This window comes from Chitinophaga sp. SVR4-12A (genome assembly GCF_056754765.1).
Genome location: NZ_JBPGWP010000002.1, coordinates 1,078,976 through 1,098,362, shown reverse-complemented (window position 1 = coordinate 1,098,362; position 19,387 = coordinate 1,078,976). Strand labels below are relative to the sequence as shown.

The 19,387-nt window shown below is 49.9% G+C and carries 15 protein-coding genes; 8 read left to right on the top strand and 7 right to left on the bottom strand.

Translation table 11 applies throughout. The features are described from left to right. The first annotated feature begins 135 nt into the window (after positions 1–135). A complete protein-coding gene (locus ACR9Y8_RS30770; protein ID WP_481217140.1) occupies positions 136–669 on the top strand; it encodes a DinB family protein in 534 nt (177 codons plus the stop codon). A gap of 55 nt (positions 670–724) precedes the next feature. Beyond that, on the top strand, positions 725–1,435 hold the full coding sequence (locus ACR9Y8_RS30765; protein ID WP_481217139.1) for a DUF3667 domain-containing protein: 711 nt from the start codon (positions 725–727) through the stop codon (positions 1,433–1,435). Between the two features lie 23 nt (positions 1,436–1,458). On the opposite strand, the gene ACR9Y8_RS30760 is transcribed toward ACR9Y8_RS30765, so the two are convergent. After that, positions 1,459–1,878: a hypothetical protein gene (locus ACR9Y8_RS30760; protein WP_481217138.1), complete on the bottom strand. Its 420-nt coding sequence runs from the start codon at positions 1,876–1,878 to the stop codon at positions 1,459–1,461. 90 nt (positions 1,879–1,968) lie between these two features. After that, positions 1,969–2,736 (bottom strand): phosphosulfolactate synthase, encoded by a 768-nt coding sequence (locus ACR9Y8_RS30755; RefSeq protein ID WP_481217137.1) that lies wholly within the window; start codon positions 2,734–2,736, stop codon positions 1,969–1,971. Between the two features lie 887 nt (positions 2,737–3,623). Between ACR9Y8_RS30755 and ACR9Y8_RS30750 the strand changes: the two genes are divergently transcribed. Together ACR9Y8_RS30750 and ACR9Y8_RS30745 are read left to right on the top strand one after the other, a co-directional pair. After that, complete coding sequence (locus tag ACR9Y8_RS30750; protein WP_481217136.1) at positions 3,624–3,809, top strand: hypothetical protein; 186 nt, start codon at positions 3,624–3,626, stop codon at positions 3,807–3,809. 103 nt (positions 3,810–3,912) lie between these two features. Then, positions 3,913–4,746, top strand: a complete 834-nt coding sequence (locus tag ACR9Y8_RS30745; RefSeq protein ID WP_481217135.1) for an SDR family NAD(P)-dependent oxidoreductase — start codon at positions 3,913–3,915, stop codon at positions 4,744–4,746. A gap of 148 nt (positions 4,747–4,894) precedes the next feature. On the opposite strand, the gene ACR9Y8_RS30740 is transcribed toward ACR9Y8_RS30745, so the two are convergent. Beyond that, positions 4,895–6,043 (bottom strand): putative sensor domain DACNV-containing protein, encoded by a 1,149-nt coding sequence (locus tag ACR9Y8_RS30740; RefSeq protein WP_481217134.1) that lies wholly within the window; start codon positions 6,041–6,043, stop codon positions 4,895–4,897. A gap of 268 nt (positions 6,044–6,311) precedes the next feature. On the opposite strand from ACR9Y8_RS30740, the gene ACR9Y8_RS30735 reads away from it, so the two are divergent. Both ACR9Y8_RS30735 and ACR9Y8_RS30730 read left to right on the top strand, forming a co-directional pair. Further along, positions 6,312–8,690, top strand: coding sequence for an ABC transporter permease (locus ACR9Y8_RS30735; protein WP_481217133.1), 2,379 nt, complete (start codon positions 6,312–6,314; stop codon positions 8,688–8,690). A gap of 104 nt (positions 8,691–8,794) precedes the next feature. Continuing rightward, positions 8,795–9,931, top strand: coding sequence for a CapA family protein (locus ACR9Y8_RS30730; protein WP_481217132.1), 1,137 nt, complete (start codon positions 8,795–8,797; stop codon positions 9,929–9,931). A 138-nt stretch (positions 9,932–10,069) separates the two neighbouring features. On the opposite strand, the gene ACR9Y8_RS30725 is transcribed toward ACR9Y8_RS30730, so the two are convergent. Both ACR9Y8_RS30725 and ACR9Y8_RS30720 read right to left on the bottom strand, forming a co-directional pair. Further along, positions 10,070–11,560 carry a RagB/SusD family nutrient uptake outer membrane protein gene (locus ACR9Y8_RS30725; RefSeq protein WP_481217131.1) on the bottom strand — a complete coding sequence of 497 codons (1,491 nt, stop codon included), beginning with the start codon at positions 11,558–11,560 and terminating at the stop codon, positions 10,070–10,072. Positions 11,561–11,579: 19 nt separating this feature from the next. Further along, a complete protein-coding gene (locus ACR9Y8_RS30720; RefSeq protein WP_481217130.1) occupies positions 11,580–14,633 on the bottom strand; it encodes a SusC/RagA family TonB-linked outer membrane protein in 3,054 nt (1,017 codons plus the stop codon). Between the two features lie 487 nt (positions 14,634–15,120). Between ACR9Y8_RS30720 and ACR9Y8_RS30715 the strand changes: the two genes are divergently transcribed. Both ACR9Y8_RS30715 and ACR9Y8_RS30710 read left to right on the top strand, forming a co-directional pair. Beyond that, positions 15,121–15,759 (top strand): DUF7151 family protein, encoded by a 639-nt coding sequence (locus ACR9Y8_RS30715; protein WP_481217129.1) that lies wholly within the window; start codon positions 15,121–15,123, stop codon positions 15,757–15,759. A gap of 85 nt (positions 15,760–15,844) precedes the next feature. Further along, positions 15,845–16,237 carry a hypothetical protein gene (locus tag ACR9Y8_RS30710; RefSeq protein WP_481217128.1) on the top strand — a complete coding sequence of 131 codons (393 nt, stop codon included), beginning with the start codon at positions 15,845–15,847 and terminating at the stop codon, positions 16,235–16,237. A gap of 236 nt (positions 16,238–16,473) precedes the next feature. Here ACR9Y8_RS30710 and ACR9Y8_RS30705 read toward each other — a convergent pair whose 3' ends face one another. Together ACR9Y8_RS30705 and ACR9Y8_RS30700 are read right to left on the bottom strand one after the other, a co-directional pair. Next, positions 16,474–18,309 (bottom strand): OmpA family protein, encoded by a 1,836-nt coding sequence (locus ACR9Y8_RS30705; protein WP_481217127.1) that lies wholly within the window; start codon positions 18,307–18,309, stop codon positions 16,474–16,476. A 19-nt stretch (positions 18,310–18,328) separates the two neighbouring features. Beyond that, entirely contained in the window at positions 18,329–19,330 is a 1,002-nt protein-coding gene (locus ACR9Y8_RS30700; RefSeq protein WP_481213354.1) for a PorP/SprF family type IX secretion system membrane protein, read from the bottom strand. Between the last annotated feature and the right edge of the window lie 57 nt (positions 19,331–19,387).

The following is a 19,387-nucleotide window of genomic DNA, read 5'->3' as shown; positions in this document are numbered from 1 at the left end:
TTTGTTTATCAATAATTTACAAAATTCACCTCGATTACTAACGACTAACGACTTATGACTAACAACTTTTTTTCAAGCCTACTGACATAAGGCTGTCACTTCCCCATTGTTGCTTTGTATCATAAAACAAAAACTATGTTACAAACTGCAACTATCACCCAAACTTCCGCCAACCTTGCCACCCTTACACGTGACTATGCAGCCTACAACCACTGGGCTAATGAACAGCTGGTCAACTGGCTGAAAGACAAACCAGCTTATCTGCAGGAGGAAGCCGTAGCATCGAGCTTCTCCGGCATCAAGCAAACCTTATATCATATCCTGCAGGTACAGGAGTTCTGGCTTTCGAGCCTGATAGGCGTAACGCCCGAGCTCACCTATGGCGCCGTTTTCATGGGCAAGGTGGAAGACCTGTATGCTGATATCCTCGAACAGTCTGCACAATTTGTACAGCACCTGCAATCCCTGAGCGATGAGGAGCTGGCGGAAAACTGTTATGTGAATATTCCTTTTGTAGGAGAAGTGAACCGCCCGGTATTCGAGATCGTTCAGCACACCATGAACCACAGTACTTACCACCGCGGTCAGCTGATCACCATCGGACACCACCTGGACTGGCACGATGCGCCCATGACAGATTATATGTTTTACCTTTTAATGGCTAAATAAATACGTTGCAAATGTGATAGAAATTCGTTTAATTCGTTGAACCTACCCTATCACCATGACCAACTGCAAAAACTGCGGTGCAACACTTACCGGTAAGTACTGTGCACAATGTGGGCAAAAGGCCTCGGTAAGCCGCTTCACCCTCTCAGAGCTGATACATGAGCTGTCTCATAGCATCACACATGTAGAAACGAATATTCTGGGGCTGACTGCGGCCCTGATCTCCCAACCCGGGCAAACTGCGCGTAATTACCTGGAGGGGCAGCGTAAGAAATATTTCAACCCCTTCATTTATTTCCTGATCATGCTGGGTTTGCAGAGTGTGGCATTTTCGCTGGTACATCATGCACCGCCGCATGCCAGCCCGGCGCAGCTGGAGGCTTACGAGATGCAGTCGTTCGTCTTCAAATATCTTAAGATCTTTTTCGTATTCCTGCTGCCGGTCAGCGCGCTGCTGATGTACTTATTCTACCGGCGGCACAATTATGCAGAATACTGTGTGATCAATGTGTTTATAGCAGGCACGATCTCTTTATCCCATGTTCTGCTGTACTTATTGCTGGGCAGCAGTATGGAAACAGACAGCAGAACGATGCTGTATGTACAACTGCTGATAGCGATCAGTTACACTACGTTTATGGTAAGTGGTCTATACCGCGAAATACCTTTGTGGAAAGTGCTGTTGTACCAGTTGATCATTACCATCCTGTATTACAGCTTTAACGTGGCGCTGGTGGTGCTGGCCATTAACTTATTCAGGCATTAGCGGATGCAATAAACAGCAAATTACTAGTTCTTTACAAAGGTCAGCGATTCTTCACTGGCGGAATTATCATCCTCCAATTTGATCTCAGTGGCGCTGATGGAGACGACCACCCAGTTATCAGTTAATTCGCCCAGCGGTTTATTGGCGTCTGTTTTAGCACCAAAATCGAGGTTGAAGCGGGTAACGTCGCTGTTAATGCTCCATGTTCCCTGCTTGCTATTGCCGCCAGATGTAGCCATTGCCGTGCCATTGGCAGCAAAAGAGAAAGTATAGCCGTTGAAGTCAGCCGTTTCATCATTGCCGCTATCCGTAAACAGGGCAACATGCCAGCTTCCGCTGGTGATCTCCGCCGTGTTCCGGGGCGAATTATTATCATCATCACTGCAGGAAAAAACAAAAAGGCATAGCAAACCCGTATAGAAAAGATAAGCCCATTTACGCATACAGATTGTTTTGGCGTAAAGTTACAGAAATGGCGGCAATGCACGCCTGAGGCGGTCAGCGGGAAAATGACCATCGTCAGGCGTGTGGGTTTACGCTCCTAAATAGAAATGAAAACTATCTCCTCTTAAGCCTACACGCATTGCTTCAAGGGCGATCACCTCATAAGGCGGGATGTTGCCCAGGTTGGCATTACAGCCTACCAGGTCGAGGAAATACAGCTGCTGGTTCTTCAGCGGGGCTTCCCATATGATTTTTTCGTGTGGGATCTGGGTAAGGATCTCCTGCACCAGTCCTTCGCGCACTTCACCGGAATCACGGTAAATGCCCACGGTACCGCCCTCACCAGCCTCGGCAACAATATATTGTGCCCCTGCTTCCATTTCGGCCTTCATTACTTCAATGTATTTATAAGGCGGTGTAATATGCTGGCGGTCTTTATCCTTGGAGCCTACTTTGCTGTAAACAGTGCCCAGTTTGGACAGCTTTTCTATATAGCCGCATTTTTCTGCATGAGGAATGGTAATGGCGCCGTCGGATACTTCTATATGTTTGATGCCGTATTCCATGATGGCTTTCAGAAAATCCTCGTACTGGTTACGGATCAGGAAGGCTTCAAAGAGCAGGCCTCCAAAGTATACAGGGATATTGTATGATTGATATAGTTTTATTTTTTCCGCCAGGTTCGGTGTAACATGCGCTGTGCCGAAGGCCAGCTTCACAACGTCTACATGCGGCGCGGAAATAGAAAGGAAGTCTTTTGTCTCCTGCAGGCTAAGCCCTTTGTCTGTTACCATTGTCAGCCCAAAAGCACGTGGCTGCACTGTACGTCCCGGTATCTTATCCAGGTTAAAATTCATATTACCTTTTTTTTGATTCCAGAACAAATATAGGATCAATAATCAAAAGCGAGGCATGCCAGATGTTTTTAAGCTGAGCGTGTAAGGTAGGTGGTCGCTGATAATAGTGCACTCGTCGCGTTAATACCGATTGCAAAAAGAGATTTAAAAAAATGATTTTGAAGGTGTTATAAGGATGGATATCTTTGGTTTTGTTTTTAAAAACTGTTTGTAATATGGCGTTTAGTACAACAAGAACAGAATATTTTAAAAAGATTGAAGACGCTTTATTGGAGCAACAAAGAAGGGTGTCCACGTCTAAAGAAGAAGCGAGGAAATTAATTGATTCTCTTGGAATAAGGCATTTGCTTATCCCTATCAGGAAGACAAAGAAGACGAAAATGGCGTCTAAAAAAGCTGTGGCCGGGAAGAAAAGTTCCTAATGATGATTTATTAAAAACCTAACCAATCGATATCCATTGATGTTACCCAGTAGTTTACTCTATACCTCCGACCCCGGATTGGTATTAGGATTTCATGGCTGCGAAAAATTGATAAGAGACCGTATTGTAAATGGAGAAATCATGTTAAAGCCCAGCGAAAATAAGTATGATTGGCTGGGGCACGGGTTCTATTTCTGGCAGAATAGTTATGAGCGCGCATTAGCGTTCGCAAAAAAACCTCCGGGAGGTAGAAAAATATCCAAGCCGGCAGTACTGGGTGCTATATTAAGTCTAGGAAACTGTCTTGACTTAATGGACATAAAACATATCAGATCTTTACAATGCTCATATAAAAGTTTAGTCCTGGCAGCGATGCAGGAAGGAAAAACCTTACCTCAAAATAAGAACGCTAAAGGGTCCAATGATTTTATACTTAGAGAACTGGATTGTTCCGTTATTGAAAATATGCATTCAATAGTGCATGCACTGGAAGACAGTCCTTACGACTCGGCCCGCGGCGTCTTCATCGAAGCCGCCCAAATCTACACCAACGCCGGTTTCTCAGAAAAAACCCATATCCAGATCTGCATCCGCAATCCCAATTGTATCAAGGGCTTTTTCATTCCACGGGAAGAACAGCAATGGCCCTGAAACGACCATTCCCATTGTTTGAATTATGTAACTATTCGTTTGATCCCGGCAATCGTCCTCCCTCCTGCCCGGTTTAACTTTGTGCCATTCAAAATCAATGATGATGAGCAACAAAAAAGTATGGTTCATTACCGGCGCTTCCAAAGGTCTTGGATTGAGCCTGGTAAAACAGCTGCTGGCTGCCGGACAGCAGGTAGCAGCCACTTCCCGTAACATCGATGAGCTGATAAGCGCGGCCGGCGGTCATCCGTCCAATTTTCTCCCGCTGCGGGTAAACCTTTCAGACGAACAAAGCGTAGCCGCCGCACTGGAAGATACGCACAGCAGCTTTGGCAGGATCGATGTAGTTGTGAACAACGCCGGCTACGGCATTGGCGGCAGCCTGGAAGAACTGACCGATGAAGAAACGCGGCAGGCTTTTGATGTGAATGTATTCGGCGTGATCAACGTGATCCGTAAGGTGATGCCTTATCTGCGGGCGCAGGGTGCGGGCCACATCATCAACATCGCTTCCATTGCAGGCATTACCGCTGTGAGCGGGTGGGCTGCCTACGCCGCCACCAAAGCAGCGGTGATCGCGTTATCTGAAGTGCTGGCAGAGGATGTTCGCGCCTTTGGCATTCACGTAACAGCAGTAGCGCCGGGCGCATTCAGGACCAGCTTCCTTTCACCAGGATCATTGAGCCTCACCCAACACCCTATTGCCGCCTACCAGGAAGTAAGGGCTTCTCACGCAAAGTTCCTGCAGATGGATGGCCAACAAGCCGGCGACCCTGAAAAAGCCGCTGCCGCGATGATCCGCATTACGGAAGCTGCGCAACCACCCGTGCTTCTGCTGCTGGGCAGCGATGCTTATCAGCGCGCCTTAACAAAACTGGAAAAGCTGGAAAAGGATTACCGGGAATGGGAAAAGGTTACAACAGCAACAGGATTCTAGAGTTTAGTTTGAGGTTTGAGGTTTGAGGTTTGAGGTTTGAGGTTTGAAGTTGGTTGCATGTTGAAAGTTAGGGACAGGTATTCTTCCCTGACCTCTAACTTCCAACGAACTTCAAACGTCAAACTTCAAACCTTAAACTTTACTTGTTTTACAACAACAACACATCTATCCTGTGTGCCTGCACCGCCTGCGATTGTTCTGACCAGGAGAAAACAGTGAAGTACCCATCCTGTGAGGCCACCAGGGCCAGGGAATCACGCTGATCATGCACAAACTGGGCGGCCGATAAATGCCGGGTGCCTCCCACACTGGAAGGATGTACCGATACAGGATGCCCGCCGATGACCGGCTCTATGAAATGCATCTCCTCTACCGGGGTAGAATTATTAGCACGTGCTATTTTAGCGCCAAAGGTGAGCAGCTCATGGCGGTCGTTGATCACCGTAGCGCCATCAACTGCTGTGAGGCCGGTAATATTTTCCACCTCCCTTCTCAGGGCATTCTGCCAGTAAATATCACTGGCAGTGCCTCCATCCTGCCGCACCAGGTCAGACACGCCTGAAAACGCCGGAGATACGGGGTATTGCAGCGGATGTATGATAGACTCCTTCCAGCGATCATGGGTGGAAGGCGTTACCAGTAAGATCCCACCTCTGCCATGCGCACGCATAGACACCGCAATCTGTATCAGCACATTTACCGGATCATTCCAGAGAGCAGAAGAGCTCAGGCCCAGGAGAGAAGTAAGGATAGCCGGACTATCAGGCGCAAGCCCGCTGTTCTCGTCTACTACTTTGATCTGATCGCCACGCAACACTGCTACGTTGGTGAACTTACCCAGGCCAATGATACGCCGCTGTTTTACTACGAGCAGCGCCGGCTCCGATACATCCAGCACAAAACAATAGTTCGGCAGCTTAATAGTGGTGCCCCAGATGTACAGCTCGGAACCTTCATACCAGACACCCACATGTACGCCTGCACGTTCAACGCCGGGCGCCAGCTTGCTCAGCACCTTTACCGTGAAGGGCAGGCGTTTCTCGAACAATAGCGGTTTCCCCGCCTGGGTAGGCCGCAGAAAGGCCAGCGATATCTTGGTGGAGTTACCTTCTTCTTTACGAAGGCTGGCCCAGAAGGCCACGTCGATCATCTTTTCAACGATCCCTGCATCCGGCGCACAGGCCAGGTCTTCTTCCCGGTTCTCTTTGGCAATCGCCAGGTGTTTGAAGAAATGCGTTTCTATAATTTCAGCTACCTTATTGGCAGCCTGATAAGTTGTTTCATGAACCAATTCCATACGAATGCTGTTAAACCCTTTTCAATTCAATCTTGCAATCGCAAAGTTAACTATTTTTATCGCGTCACGGTTTGAGCGCCAGGGCTGCGTCATGGAATTGTAAGGGCCATTGCCTGCGTCCATTTCCGGACAGCGCCTGTTCACATGCGTACAGCACAGGCACGGGTACCAGTCAGTAAATACAGCCCTGTTGCGGGACGCACAAAATGGCAACCTTCTTGCTTTGCCGGATAGGGAAATTTCCCGGGATTGACCAAAACCACACACCATGTTCAGGAACTATTGCAAAATAGCTGTTCGTAACCTGCTTAAGTACAAGACCTTTTCCTTCATCAACATCTTCGGCCTGTCGCTCGGCATGGCCGTAGCTTTGCTGATAGGGCTCTGGATATGGGATGAGCTGTCGTATGATAAGAACTTTCAGCATTACGAACATATCGCTGAAATATGGCAGCGCCGCAGCAGCAAAGGAGAAACCGTTGCTTTTGCAGGCGTGCCCATTCCCCTCGCAGCCGCCTTACGGCAGGCTTACCCGGATGATTTCAAAGAAGTGGTGAACGTGGCGATGAACGGCTGCATGCTCTCTTACGGGGAGCGGAGATTTAATGTGAACGGCGGCGCAGCGGAGGCCGGCGTACCGGAGCTGCTCTCACTAAAAATGTTGCAGGGCAGCAGAACAGCACTGAAAGACCCTAACGCTATCCTGCTGGACCGCAGCACGGCAAAAAAGCTATTCGGCGATAACAACCCGATGGGGCAGATCATCAAGATAAACAATATCATGACCCTGAAAGTGGCGGGCGTGTATGAAGACTTCCCCGTCAACTGCAGTTACAGCGATATCAGGTATATAATGCCCTGGGACTATTACGTGAACGCCTGGGATTGGATCCGCGCAATAAAAGATAGCTGGGAAAGCAGCAGCTGCGGATTATTGGTACGGTTAACAGACCATGCGGACGCCGATAAAGTGTCCCGGAAGATCACGGAGCTGCTGAATAGCAAAAGGCCTGCTACGGATGATGTAAAAACCGGGCTGTTCCTGCATCCCATGCGCAAATGGCATTTATACTCCGAATTTAAAGATGGCATCAACACCGGCGGATTAATCACCTATGTGTGGCTCTTTGGCAGCATCGGCTGCTTTGTGCTGCTGCTGGCCTGCATCAATTTTATGAACCTCAGCACCGCACGCTCAGAAAAACGAGCCAGGGAAGTAGGCATCCGCAAGGCCATCGGTTCTGAACGCATACAGCTGATTGGCCAGTTCTACAGCGAATCGGTATTACTGGCATTGCTCGCGCTGGCGCTATCCCTGGTATTTGTACAAATGGCATTACCCTGGTTCAACGAGGTATCCGGCAAAGAGGTCAAGGTACCCTGGCTTAGCCCCTTCTGCTGGCTGATCATGATCGGTTTCAGCCTGCTGACGGGACTGATCGCAGGCAGCTATCCTGCCATATACCTGTCTTCTTTCCAGCCCATAAAAGTGTTGAAAGGCACTTTCGGTGCGGGGCACCTGGCGGCTATCCCACGCAAGGTACTGGTGGTGATCCAGTTTGCCGTGTCGGTATTGCTGATCACCGGCACCGTGATCGTTTTCAAACAGATCCGGTATGCGAAAGACCGTCCGGTTGGCTATGATCGCAATGGTCTCTTATCCCTGCGGGAAACCACCCCCGAGGTATACCAGCACTACCACGCTATCCGGAATGCGCTTTTAAGCACCGGTACTATCGTTGATATGGCAGAATCACAATGCCCTGTAACAGATATATGGTCTGGCGGCGGCGGTTTTGAATGGCCGGGAAAACCGGAAGGCATGAAAGACCTCTTTGCTACCATCGAAGTAAGACATGAATACGGGAAAACACTGGGCTGGCAATTTGTGGCGGGCCGTGATTTCTCAAGCGCCTACCGCACAGACTCCAGCGCTATCGTATTGAATGAAACCGCTGTGAAATATATGGGGTTGAAAGATCCCGTGGGTCAGATCGTACGCCGTAACGGCGAAAGCTACACGGTGATCGGCGTGATCAAAGATATGATCATGGCTTCTCCCTACGAGCCAATACCGCCCACTGTTTACAGCATCCTGCATGTAGGCGGCAACTATATCAATATCAAAGTAAAGCCCACGGTGAGCATGCGCAAAGCATTGCCACAGATCGAAGCCGTGTTTAAAAAATATAATCCCGCAGCACCTTTTGAATACACCTTTACCAGCCAGGAATACGCCAGGAAGTTCGGTACAGAAGAACGCATCGGCAAACTCTCTGCTGTCTTCGCCTGCCTGGCGATCCTCATCAGCTGCCTGGGACTTTTTGGCCTGGCCTCTTTTATGGCGGAACAACGCACCAAAGAGATCGGGATCCGCAAAGTAATGGGCGCATCAATATTCAACCTGTGGCGTATGCTGTCCAAAGATTTTGTAATACTGGTAGCTTTATCCTGCTGCATTGCCCTGCCCTTTGCCTGGTATTTTCTGCAGCAATGGCTTAATCAATTTGAATACCGTACGTCCATGTCCGTTGGCATTTTCCTGGGTGTTATCGCAGGCGCCTTATTCGTTGCAATATCAACCGTTAGTTATCAGGCAGTTAAAACAGCACTGGCCAACCCGGTGAAAAGTTTGCGGGCAGAATAAGCAAAATGTTAATATCATTAGTTATTCACAACCTGAAGAATGTAAAATAATTTCTATATGTTTACACCCGAGTTAATCCCTGAAGAAGTTATTTTTTCATTCCTATGCCGACTACATCATCTGGCCTTAAAAATGCTCAGTTACTGACATTCAATGTAATTGGGCTTGTTGCCCTGCCTTGTTTCTTTTCCGGTGATACCGGCGTTATGCACAGCACGCGCCCGCTACCGGCATTCATCAGTCACGAACTGCCTGCCTGGCAGGATCCGAAGGATGATACTATCAGCATTTCCATTGTAGGCGATATGATGGTAGGCTCCAGCTATCCTTCACGCGCCATGCTGCCGCCGGAACAGGAAGGCAGTATCCTGCAGCATGCCCTGCCCTACCTGCAGCAAACCGATCTGCGTATAGGCAATCTCGAGAGCGTTGTTTCAGACAGTGTGCCGGTATATAAAAAGTGCGGCATTACACAATGCTACGCTTTCTGTACCCCGCTGAAATATGCGCAGTGGTACAAGGATGCAGGCTTTGAATACCTCAACCTTTCCAACAATCATTCTTTTGATTTTGGTCCCAAAGGTGTGCAGCATACACTGGATTTTCTTAGCAGGAACAACATCCGCACCAGTGGTGTACAACAACATCCTACAGACACACTAACAGTAAAGGGCACACGCATCGGGTTCGTTTCCTTTGCACCACACAACAACTGCCTTAACTTAAACGATGATTCGCTCGTACAGGCTCATATCACGCAGCTGCGCCCCTGCTGCGATGTACTGGTTGTTTTCTTTCACGGTGGTGCAGAAGGATATTCCCGCACGCGCACGCCTAAGGCAAGAGAGTTCTTTTACGGACAGGATCGCGGCGATGTGGTACGTTTTGCGCATCTTTGTGTAGACGCAGGCGCTGATATGGTCGTAGGTTCCGGCCCGCATGTGGTCAGGGGTATGGAGCTGTATAAAGAAAAGCTGATCGCCTACAGCCTCGGGAACTTTGCCACCTACAGCCTTTTCAACCTGAAGCATCCTTATAACCTCGCGCCGCTGCTGCAGGTAAAGATCACCAGCAGAGGCCAGCTAGTAGAACATAAAGTAGTTTCCTTTCTTCAGCAGGGAGAAGGCGTACCAAAGCCCGATTCCGCCATGAGCGCATTCAAGCTCATACGCAGCTTATCGCAGCAGGATTTCGGATATAAAATGGATACGCTGACGAATGGTTACGTGGATGCAAATTAGCGGAGCATATATTTGAAACCGGTACGGTCAACAAACAATAAAGCGGGAAATTCCAAATCCCAAGTCCCAAATTCCAAAGCGCCGAGATCTCCACGACGATCATTTGGGATTTGGAATTTGGGATTTGGAATTTATATTTTACTGCAAGGCAGGATTGTTCTGCAGCTCTACATCCGGCAGATCAAACAACAATTTTGCGGGCACCGGCTTACGGGCAGGGCTCGGGATCAGAGCGGCTGCGGCACTGATAGTGCTGGCCACCCGGTTGGTACGTACCATGTCAAACCAACGTTTATCCTCTCCTATAAACTCATAGCCTCTTTCACGGAATACCAGATCATCAAAGGCGGTTTGAGAAAGGCCGGCAGGCAGGTCTGATACCGGGCTTGGCGTACCGGTAGGCAACCCATAAGCGCGCCTTCTTACCTGGTTGATGGACTCATAAGCTGCGGCAGTAGGACCATTCAGCTTGTTCTCCGCTTCTGCATAGATCAACAGCGCATCAGCAAAACGCCAGAAATAAAAATCATTACCGTTACCGGTATCTATCGGCGCATTTGGATCCCTGTACTTGCCCAGGCGCATATCGTAAATGCCGGGTTCTACTTCCGCCTTTACTACTGCGCCATTGATCACATAAGAAGTATACAGGCTGAACTGCTTGCGCAGGTCATTATTATCCCAGTCACGTATCAGCGGCACCTGGGAAATGATGCCACCGAACTTGTTGCCGCTAACAGAATAGCCTGCGGCCTTCGCCTTAGAATCGGCCCAGTACGAAGCCATGAAAGCTCCACGGTCTACTACCTGGGAGAACTTCAGCGAGAACACATCTTCGCGGTTGGTGGCCAGGGAGGGTGAATATACAGTGGCCAGGGATGGCTCCAGCTCATAACCATAGGTAGCTTTTTTGTCCAGCACTTCCTTTGCCTTATCCCGCGCCAGCTGGTATTCTCCACGGGTAAGATATACATCTGCCAGCGCTGTCTTTGCGGCGCCTTGTGTGGCGCGTCCGGCATTATCCGAAGGCACGGTCACCGGCAGGTTGGCTTCTGCAAACTGCAGGTCTTTGATGATCTGTGCATAGACCACCGGGACATCCGATAAAGGCATTGCTACATCGGATACGTTCTGGATGGGCTTGAGCCGCATGGGCACTTTACCCCATACACGCACAGCAAAATAATAGCATACTGCTCTCACGAAATACGATTCTGCATACGCCCGGTTCTTCAGGCCGGCGCTGATATTGGTATTGGCATCCAGTTTGGCGATCAGCTGGTTGGCCCGGCCAATCGCTTCGTATAAGGTGGTCCAGGATTGCGCCAGCGAGTTAGGTGTAGTGAGCAGGTTGTTATAATTGCTCCAGTTGATCTGCGAAGGGCCGCCGTCTGCATACTCGCTCATCAGCTCAAAACCCAGTCCAACGGTAGATTCCCATAAGCGTCCGCGGCTGCGGGTCATGGGCTCGTACACGCCTATGATCAGCTGCTGAAGGGTTACCGAATCCAAGTCGCCCAGTTCCAGGGTGGCCTTGGGCTTTTCTTCGAGCAGCTTTTTACATCCTGTTTCACTGCCAATGATCAGTGTGAGGATGGTGAATATCGCTAAGATGTTGATCCGTTTCATAACAATGTGGTTAATGGCTTTAAAATGTTACACTGCATCCCAGGTTATACGTTTTGGCGGAAGGATAGGCGCCGAGGTCTACCCCTTGCCGGCGGTCGTTCCCGTTGAAGGTGTTCACCTCCGGGTCATAACCGGAGTAATCGGTGAAGGTGAGCAGGTTCTGTGCGCTCACATATACATTTAGATTTTTGATCGCACGGCTTTTGCTCATGTTAAAGCTGTAGTCCAGCCGGATATTGCGGAGGCGGAAATAAGAACCGTCTTCCATAAAGCGGGAAGAACGCAGGTGCGCATTACCGGCGGCCTGGCTGGGTGTAGGATAAAGCTCATTCACCACTTTCAGCTTGTTATACTGGTTGGCCACGGTTGGCAGGGTGAGATCAAACAAGCCCGCATTATTGATCTTGCCGCCGCTTACACCCGCCCATACAGAACTAAGGGTAAGGCGCTTATAACGGATAGTGGGATTGATACCATAGTAAAGATCCGGGTAAGGGCTGCCGATGATCTGGTTATCCAGGGCGTTGATGATGTCTCTTCCCTGGCTGTCCTTATCCCCGTTGAGGTTCTCGTGCATCGGTACGCCGTTCTTATCCAGGCCGATGAATACAGGGCCAAAGAAGGCAGACAGGGGCTGGCCGGGCCGGATAATACTATTAGCGCCGGATGCATCATTACCGCCGGCGATGGTGGGAATGTCCTTACCATCTTTTGTCCTGGTCACCTTATTCTTGTTCTGTGACAGGTTCACATCTACTGCTACGGTCCAGTCGCTGGTGCTGATAATGCTCGCGCCCAGGCCAATCTCCCATCCTTTGTTCTGCACTTCTCCCACGTTATCGATCACCTGGCTGGGACCGGAGCCTATGCCAGCGCCAACGCCTGCAGAAGGTGGTAATTGCACCAATGCCAGCAGATCACTGGTGGTTTTAACATAGTAGTCGAAGGTGATGCGCAGTCTTTCCTGGATAATGCCGGCGTCAAAACCGATATTCGTTTGCGTGGTGGTTTCCCACTTCAGGTTAGGATTAGGAAATGTGGGGCCTAAACCTACTGCAAGACCGGTACCTGCGCCCTGGCCGGTGTTCACGGTCAGTCCCAAAGGTAATGACTGGTAAGGCTTGATGGCCGGGTTACCCGCTTGTCCCCAGCTGGCGCGGAGCTTCAAATTAGACAGCCAGGCGCTGCCTTTCAGGAAGGGCTCTTCTGATATACGCCAACCCGCGGATACGGAGGGAAACACGCCGTATTTGTTGTTCTCCGCGAATACAGAGGCGCCATCGCGGCGTACGCTGGCGGCCAGCAGGTAGCGGTCCTTATAGTTGAAACGCACACGGCCAAACGCAGAAATAATAGTGTTCTCTGTCACATTGGTCAATGGCTTGCTTACGGAGGTGGCAGAGCTGAAGTTGTAGTTCTTCAGCGCGTCGTTGCCAAAGCCGGAGGCAGCCAGGTCTAAACTATTATAACGTTCCCGCTGGAAGGAAGCGCCGGCAATGGCTTCGATATAGGTGGCTTCGCTGAAATTGTAACGATATTCCAGGAAGTCTTCTGCCAGTACGGAGGTTTTATCATACTCGCCCAGTTCTGCTGAACCGATGTTATTACCCAGCCTGGGCAGGATGCGGGGAAAGTACAGGTTGCGCCGGATCTGGTAAAAATCGCCTGCCAGGCGGGTGGTGTTGGTCAGCCCTTTGAAGAGCTGCGCCCTTACATCAATAGCGCCCTGCACACGGGTGGTGGTATTGCGGTCCAGCACTTCATCGGCCATGGCCACGGGGTTCTCGGCATCGATGCCGTTGAAGCTGAAAGGCGTTACATCGGTATAGGTACCATCCGGGTTCTTAACGCCTACCGTGGTTACAGCGCGCATGATAGAACCGATCCCTGACTTTCCGAAGTTACGGGTGTTATCGCCCACGGAAGGTGAAAAACCGTTCTGTATAGCCCGGGAAGCGGTCAGGTGGGTATGCACACTCACAAAATCGTTTACTTTATTATCCAGGTTCATACGTACTGCGGCGCGTTTATAACCGGAGTTCTTTACGATCCCCTGCTGGTCCGTATAGCCGCCGGAGATAAAATAACGGCTGCGGTCAGTGCCGCCCGATACATTGAGACTGGTATTGGAAAGCACGCCGGTCTGGAACACTTCATCCTGCCAGTCGGTACTGATGCCGGGCGTAAAATTGGCCAGGTCTGCAGGCATCGGCAGGTTGGAATTAGCATAATAGCGTTTGGCAAAGTCCACATACTCGGTGCTATTCATCAGCGCCAGTTTTTTCCGGAGCCTTTGAAAGCCCAGTGAGGTCTCCAGCGTGACGCGTGGAGGCCCGGCCTTGCCTGTTTTGGTGGTGACCATCACCACGCCGTTGGCGCCCCTGGAACCATAGATGGCGGTGGCGGCGGCGTCTTTTAATATCTCGATAGACTCGATATCGGAAGGATTGATCGTTGCCAGGCCGTTGGCGCCCCGCACATCATCATTGAACTGCGGCAGACCGTCTATCACATACAGGGGCTCATTACCGCCTGCTATGGAAGACACGCCCCGCACACGGATGCTGATACCGGCGCCCGGCTGCCCGGAGGTTTGCTGTACCTGCACGCCGGCCATACGACCCTGTACGGCCTGTTCGATGCTCACTACCGGCATTTCCTGCAGCTTTTCTGCCCGCAGGGAAGATACGGAGCCGGTCAGGTCCGTTTTACGCTGGGTACCGTAACCTACTACCACTACTTCGTTCAGGCCTGCCTGGTTATCCAGCAGGCTGATATTGACAGTGGACTGTCCGTTCAGGGCTTTTTCCTGGGTGGCAAAGCCTACGGCCGAAAAGAGCAGTACGGCGTTGGAGGGAACATTGGGCAGTGAGAACCTGCCGTTGGCATCTGTGGTGGTTCCTCCTGAACCACCCTTAACCCTCACGGTTACACCCGGTACAGGTTTTTGTTCTGCAGAAGAAGTAACGGTGCCGGAGACGGCGGCTGACTGTGCAAAGGCGAATGTGCTGAGCAGTAAGAGCCCTGCCATCAGCCATAACCTGGAGGCCAGGAATGGTAAGTTGACAATCATAATGCGGAATTTTTTAAGTGAAATGAGCATCCCTTTAATGTTAATGGATAAAGTTTCTAATAACGTCAGTAATCTTTCCTATCCATTCTGCAATCGGTTGCATGTATGGACATAATAAATGATTGACTGCTGTTGTCTGCTGCTGTTAATTCATTGGTTTAAAATGTTTTGTTTGATTTTGATTAAAGTATTCCGTTCTGGAAAATGGCCATGTCCCAACTACGCAATCGTTTGCATAAAAAGGGCAAAAAAAAGCTACGATAAAGTACCTAAGTTTTTGATCTTAAATAGTTTGTTAGTTTTGCTAAAGGTGTTGATCTTGGCTGATGTGCTGAGGAATTCTGGCATTGTTCACCCCCTGCTGCGTCTTCTCTGTTTAAAGATATAAAATATTCAGCAGGAAATCCTAATCAATAATCAATACATGATTGTTGGATTTATTTAACATTGGGTAGCCGTACATTGCACCTCTTAAAAAAATATTATTATGACATTTAACCTTTTGAGAACGACTGCACTGTTGGTTATAGTAGTTTTTATAGCATGCGGCAAAGAAGGACCCGCCGGACCTCAGGGTCCTGCGGGCAACACAAGCCTGCTAGACATTGCGAATGAGCCGGCGGGTGTCAATTGCGCTACAGGTGGGATCAAGATCAAATCCGGTATTGACAGGAATAACAACAACATATTAGACTCCGCTGAAGTGGACAACACGCGCTTTGTTTGTAACGGGGCAGATGGCGGCTATGACAAGCAGCTGATGTTACCGCTTAGTGGAGGCGGTGCGCAATATATTACCCCTACTACTGTTCCTTCCATTTACAAATTCAACAAACATAACTTCATCGGCGTAGATTCCATTACTTTTTATGCACGGCTGTACGTCTACCCGCTACCCAATACCGCGATCTACGAACTGTACAACTTTACTGATAGCGTAGTGGTTGCCAATAGCCGCTTAACATCCAGTGTTTCATACGAGCAATCCTTTTACCAACAAACTGGTAACCTGTATAACTCGCTTCCTGACAAGGAAATCACACTTGGAGTGAGCATGAGTTCCGCTACCGATTACAAGTTCGCAGCTAATGCCCCTGAGATGTATATTATCCTGTACCGGAAATAGTTTCCAATTTGGTAACAGCAGCTTGTTTGGTGGTCCATGTATTATTACTAAATTCGGTACTTCACCCTAAAACGCATTTTAACCCATGAGAAAAACCCTCATTTTCAGTGTACTGTCGCTGTTATTTGTTACACAGATCTATGCTGCAGCGCCTGCCCGTTCGATTGCTGACGCAGCACAAAACAAAGTAGCCACTTCTTACAATGTACGTATTAAGCTGGTACGCACCGATGGCAGTCCCGTTACCGGAAGCATCGGCTTACGCGGATGCTGGGCACGTAACGAACAAAGCGGCGTGGTGTACGAACCTACTGACCGCGAAGGATACGAATTTGAAGGACTGCCCGGCGGCACGTATACCTTTGGCGCCTATCCCGGCAACTGGGAAGGCGCAGTGCCTAAAACCGTAACGCTGGATCCCTCCCAGGTGGGCGCCGACGGTTTCATTGAAGTAACGCTGGTGTACTGGGTAGAGTAATTTAATTATGAGGGTCACCAGGAATGGTGACCCTTTCGTTTAGAACCTTTTTCTAAAACCAATTATTGCCTGGGTTTTTCCTCAGACAATATCGTTAAGACGTTTAAGCGCGGATGTTACCATGTAATAGGTTTAGGGATAAACAGCACTGATGAAATTTTACCGCCAGGAATGGCTGGTACTCGTTCAACGCTATGCCAACATTTATTAGAAGTGATATCTTAATACCATGGCTGTTACCATTTGACATTCAATTCAGAACGTCTATTCATTTTATATTCTTCTTCTTTACAGGGCACCCCGTCCTTACAGCCATTCACAGGATCTTTCTCTCCCTTGTTGCTGTAGTAAAGCTGCTGGGGATTGATGCCCTTGCCCACCAGGTAATCTATCACGGCAAAACAGCGTAAGGCCGATAGATCCGTGTTGAACTGATCAGAGCCACGATTGTCTGCAAAGGATGCGATGACAACCTTCCAGTCCGGATGACGTTTCAACGCCGCCGCTACCATGTCCAGCGCCCTGCGGGATTCTGTCAGCAGGATAGCACTGTTGTAATCGTAGTAGAACTTCAGCTGTTCCAGCTGCCGTTTGTCGTCTTCCTCTTCTGCTGTATGGGTACGGGGGACAGAAGCCGGCCCGGTGGAAGGCGTAGTGGGTGGCCTGTTACCTGTTACACCTGGTGGTGTTACGTGGTTAACGCGGTTAAAGTAGTCCGGGTCTGCAAAATAGTAGATGTCGTCCCTGCCCATACCTCCTGGCTTATTGGAGGCCAGGTAACCTTCATAACCATTACGGTTTATGATCAGCCCAATATCATCTGCTCCTGAGTTAAAAGGTACTTTCATGTTCTCAGGCACCTGCCAGCTGGACTTCTCTCCTTTTACCCGGTAGATATCATAGCCGCCCAGACCAGCGTAGCCTTTGCTGGAGAAGTACAGGATGCCTTCTTCATTCACCGTAGGGAAGGTTTCTGAAGCCACCGTATTGATCTTGTCGCCACAGTTCACCGGTGTGCCCCAGGTACCATCTGCCTGCTTTTCACAGTACCAGAGGTCTGTCTGACCAAAACCGCCCGGGCGGTCAGATACAAAGTAAAGGAGGTCACCAGTAGTGTTCAGCACCGCATGGCTGGAAGAGTAGTTCGGTACATTAATGCCGGGCAGCAGTACCAGCTGGCTCCATTTGCCATTGGTTTTTATAGACTGGTAAACTTGTAATTGTCTTACGCCGTTTACCGGTCCTTTGCTCGTGGTGGCAATACCTTTACCCTGGATATTAATAGTGGCGTATAAGGTATCTTCTGTTTTATTAAAGCTCACCGGCCCAATGTGATAGTCATAATCACCTAATAAAGCAGGCGCCAGTTCTTCCAGGTACATGTTCGCATTGCCGGTGCTGTATTGTTTATAAACGTAAGCTTTGTAGTAAGGATCGTCGGTTCGCTTATCTGTTCTGGGATGCGGCTCATAGTTGCCGTTCAGTCCCAGGCTACGGTAACCGGTTGACATCAGCAGCAGGCCCTGGTTCATGGCCCCGCTTACCAGGTCTGAGCCGGAGGTGTTCAGCTCTTTTAATGGCTTGAGCTTTACCGGCGGCGTTTGTTTGCTCCATACCACGGCACTATCGCAGCTTTGCAGGGCTATTGCTTTCAGCTTCAGGCTGTCTGCATTGCTGGTAGAGAACAGCGTGTATTGCTGCCGGGCGGCATCATACTGTTCCAGCTGGCGCAGCGCTTCCCCATAGGCAAAATAAGCTGCTGCAGGACGATCCGGGCGGGCGATGATCTGCTGATAAGCATCTGCCGCTTCCTTAAAGTTGCCGATCTCCTGGTAGCTACGGGCCAGCCGCATCCACTGCTCTACAGGCAGCTTATCCTTTTTACTGCGGGCCAGCCTGCCATACAAGGGGCCTGCCACTGCATATTCCTGCCTGGCATAAGCTTCATTGGCCAGCTGCAATACACTTTTCTGCTCCTGGCTGTAAAGGCATAAACTGATGAGCAGCAGCAGCGCCATTGTAATGACCAGGGAGCGCAGCAGCAGGAAGAGGATAATTGCACGTTGTATCATAGCAGCGTAAGTAATAGGTTTAAAAATAACGGGGGTTCTGCACGGTATACTTCTTGGATGGGAACAGGAAGCCCAGGGAGATCTCATGGGAGCCGCCCTGGTAGCCGGCCATCTTGTTCACATTCAGGTCATAGGAGTAGCCTATGCGAAGCTTTTCTGTAGCATAATATTCCAGCATCACGCTGGCGGCGTCCAGTTCGTTCAGGTCTTTCTGCAGCTGGGTCTTGTTCCACAGACCAATGTCGGTACGGTAGGAAGCGCCTACCCAGAGCCGTTCATCGATCAGCAGGAAGGCGTTTAGGTCCAGGTTGGTAGGACCTTTAAAATCTTCCTTGACCAAAAAGGAGGGTTTGAGCTGGAAGTGCTCGCCCAGCGGGATCATGGTGCCTGCCGTCACATACAGGTGCTGTGTTTTGCGGATGGTGGAATAGTTGTTGCCTTTCCAGCTGTAACGCGAAGCATCGGTATAAAGAGAGAACAGGTCCATAATGGAGGCGCCGGCGTAGAAGCGGGGCGTATAGTAATAGATGCCGAAACGGGCATCGGGCACCCATACGCTTTTTTTACCCGTGGGCAGCGCCACATCGTCGTTGTCGATATATTGCAGGGCTGTACCGTCGATGGAGTACTGGGTAACGCCACCGCCTATACCCAGGCACAGGCGACGGGTACCTTCATCATCCAGCGGAATGCGGTAGGAGTAAGATCCGTAGAGCGACAGTGCCTCCTGGGGGCCCAGCTTGTCGAACAACAGCTGCAGACCCAGGCCCACCTTGTCATCACTGGCGGCGGTAACACCGTCAATCGATACCCCGCCGGTGCGGGGCGCTCCGGGGAACCCTGCCCACTGGTGACGGTACACTGCGTTCAGGTACAGGTCTTCCTTATATCCGGCATAGGCCGGGTTGATACTTAAGCCGTTGAACACATACTGGCTGAACTGTATGTTCTGTTGCGCGATGGCGCGGCCTCCCAGGATGAGCAGCAGCATGATCACTGCCGCCCTGCGTACTGTTTGCATCTTTTTCGCTTTTTAGATCAGCAGATTGTTGTTAGTTGTTAGTTGTCAGTCGTCAGT

Coding starts and splice junctions, on each gene's coding strand:
- ACR9Y8_RS30705 (WP_481217127.1), bottom strand. CDS start 18,309: ATGATACAACGTGCAATTATCCTCTTCCTGCTGCTGCGCTCCCTGGTC.
- ACR9Y8_RS30750 (WP_481217136.1), top strand. CDS start 3,624: ATGCATTCAATAGTGCATGCACTGGAAGACAGTCCTTACGACTCGGCC.
- ACR9Y8_RS30765 (WP_481217139.1), top strand. CDS start 725: ATGACCAACTGCAAAAACTGCGGTGCAACACTTACCGGTAAGTACTGT.
- ACR9Y8_RS30725 (WP_481217131.1), bottom strand. CDS start 11,560: ATGAAACGGATCAACATCTTAGCGATATTCACCATCCTCACACTGATC.
- ACR9Y8_RS30745 (WP_481217135.1), top strand. CDS start 3,913: ATGAGCAACAAAAAAGTATGGTTCATTACCGGCGCTTCCAAAGGTCTT.
- ACR9Y8_RS30760 (WP_481217138.1), bottom strand. CDS start 1,878: ATGCGTAAATGGGCTTATCTTTTCTATACGGGTTTGCTATGCCTTTTT.
- ACR9Y8_RS30700 (WP_481213354.1), bottom strand. CDS start 19,330: ATGCAAACAGTACGCAGGGCGGCAGTGATCATGCTGCTGCTCATCCTG.
- ACR9Y8_RS30720 (WP_481217130.1), bottom strand. CDS start 14,633: ATGATTGTCAACTTACCATTCCTGGCCTCCAGGTTATGGCTGATGGCA.
- ACR9Y8_RS30755 (WP_481217137.1), bottom strand. CDS start 2,736: ATGAATTTTAACCTGGATAAGATACCGGGACGTACAGTGCAGCCACGT.
- ACR9Y8_RS30740 (WP_481217134.1), bottom strand. CDS start 6,043: ATGGAATTGGTTCATGAAACAACTTATCAGGCTGCCAATAAGGTAGCT.
- ACR9Y8_RS30735 (WP_481217133.1), top strand. CDS start 6,312: ATGTTCAGGAACTATTGCAAAATAGCTGTTCGTAACCTGCTTAAGTAC.
- ACR9Y8_RS30715 (WP_481217129.1), top strand. CDS start 15,121: ATGACATTTAACCTTTTGAGAACGACTGCACTGTTGGTTATAGTAGTT.
- ACR9Y8_RS30710 (WP_481217128.1), top strand. CDS start 15,845: ATGAGAAAAACCCTCATTTTCAGTGTACTGTCGCTGTTATTTGTTACA.
- ACR9Y8_RS30770 (WP_481217140.1), top strand. CDS start 136: ATGTTACAAACTGCAACTATCACCCAAACTTCCGCCAACCTTGCCACC.
- ACR9Y8_RS30730 (WP_481217132.1), top strand. CDS start 8,795: ATGCCGACTACATCATCTGGCCTTAAAAATGCTCAGTTACTGACATTC.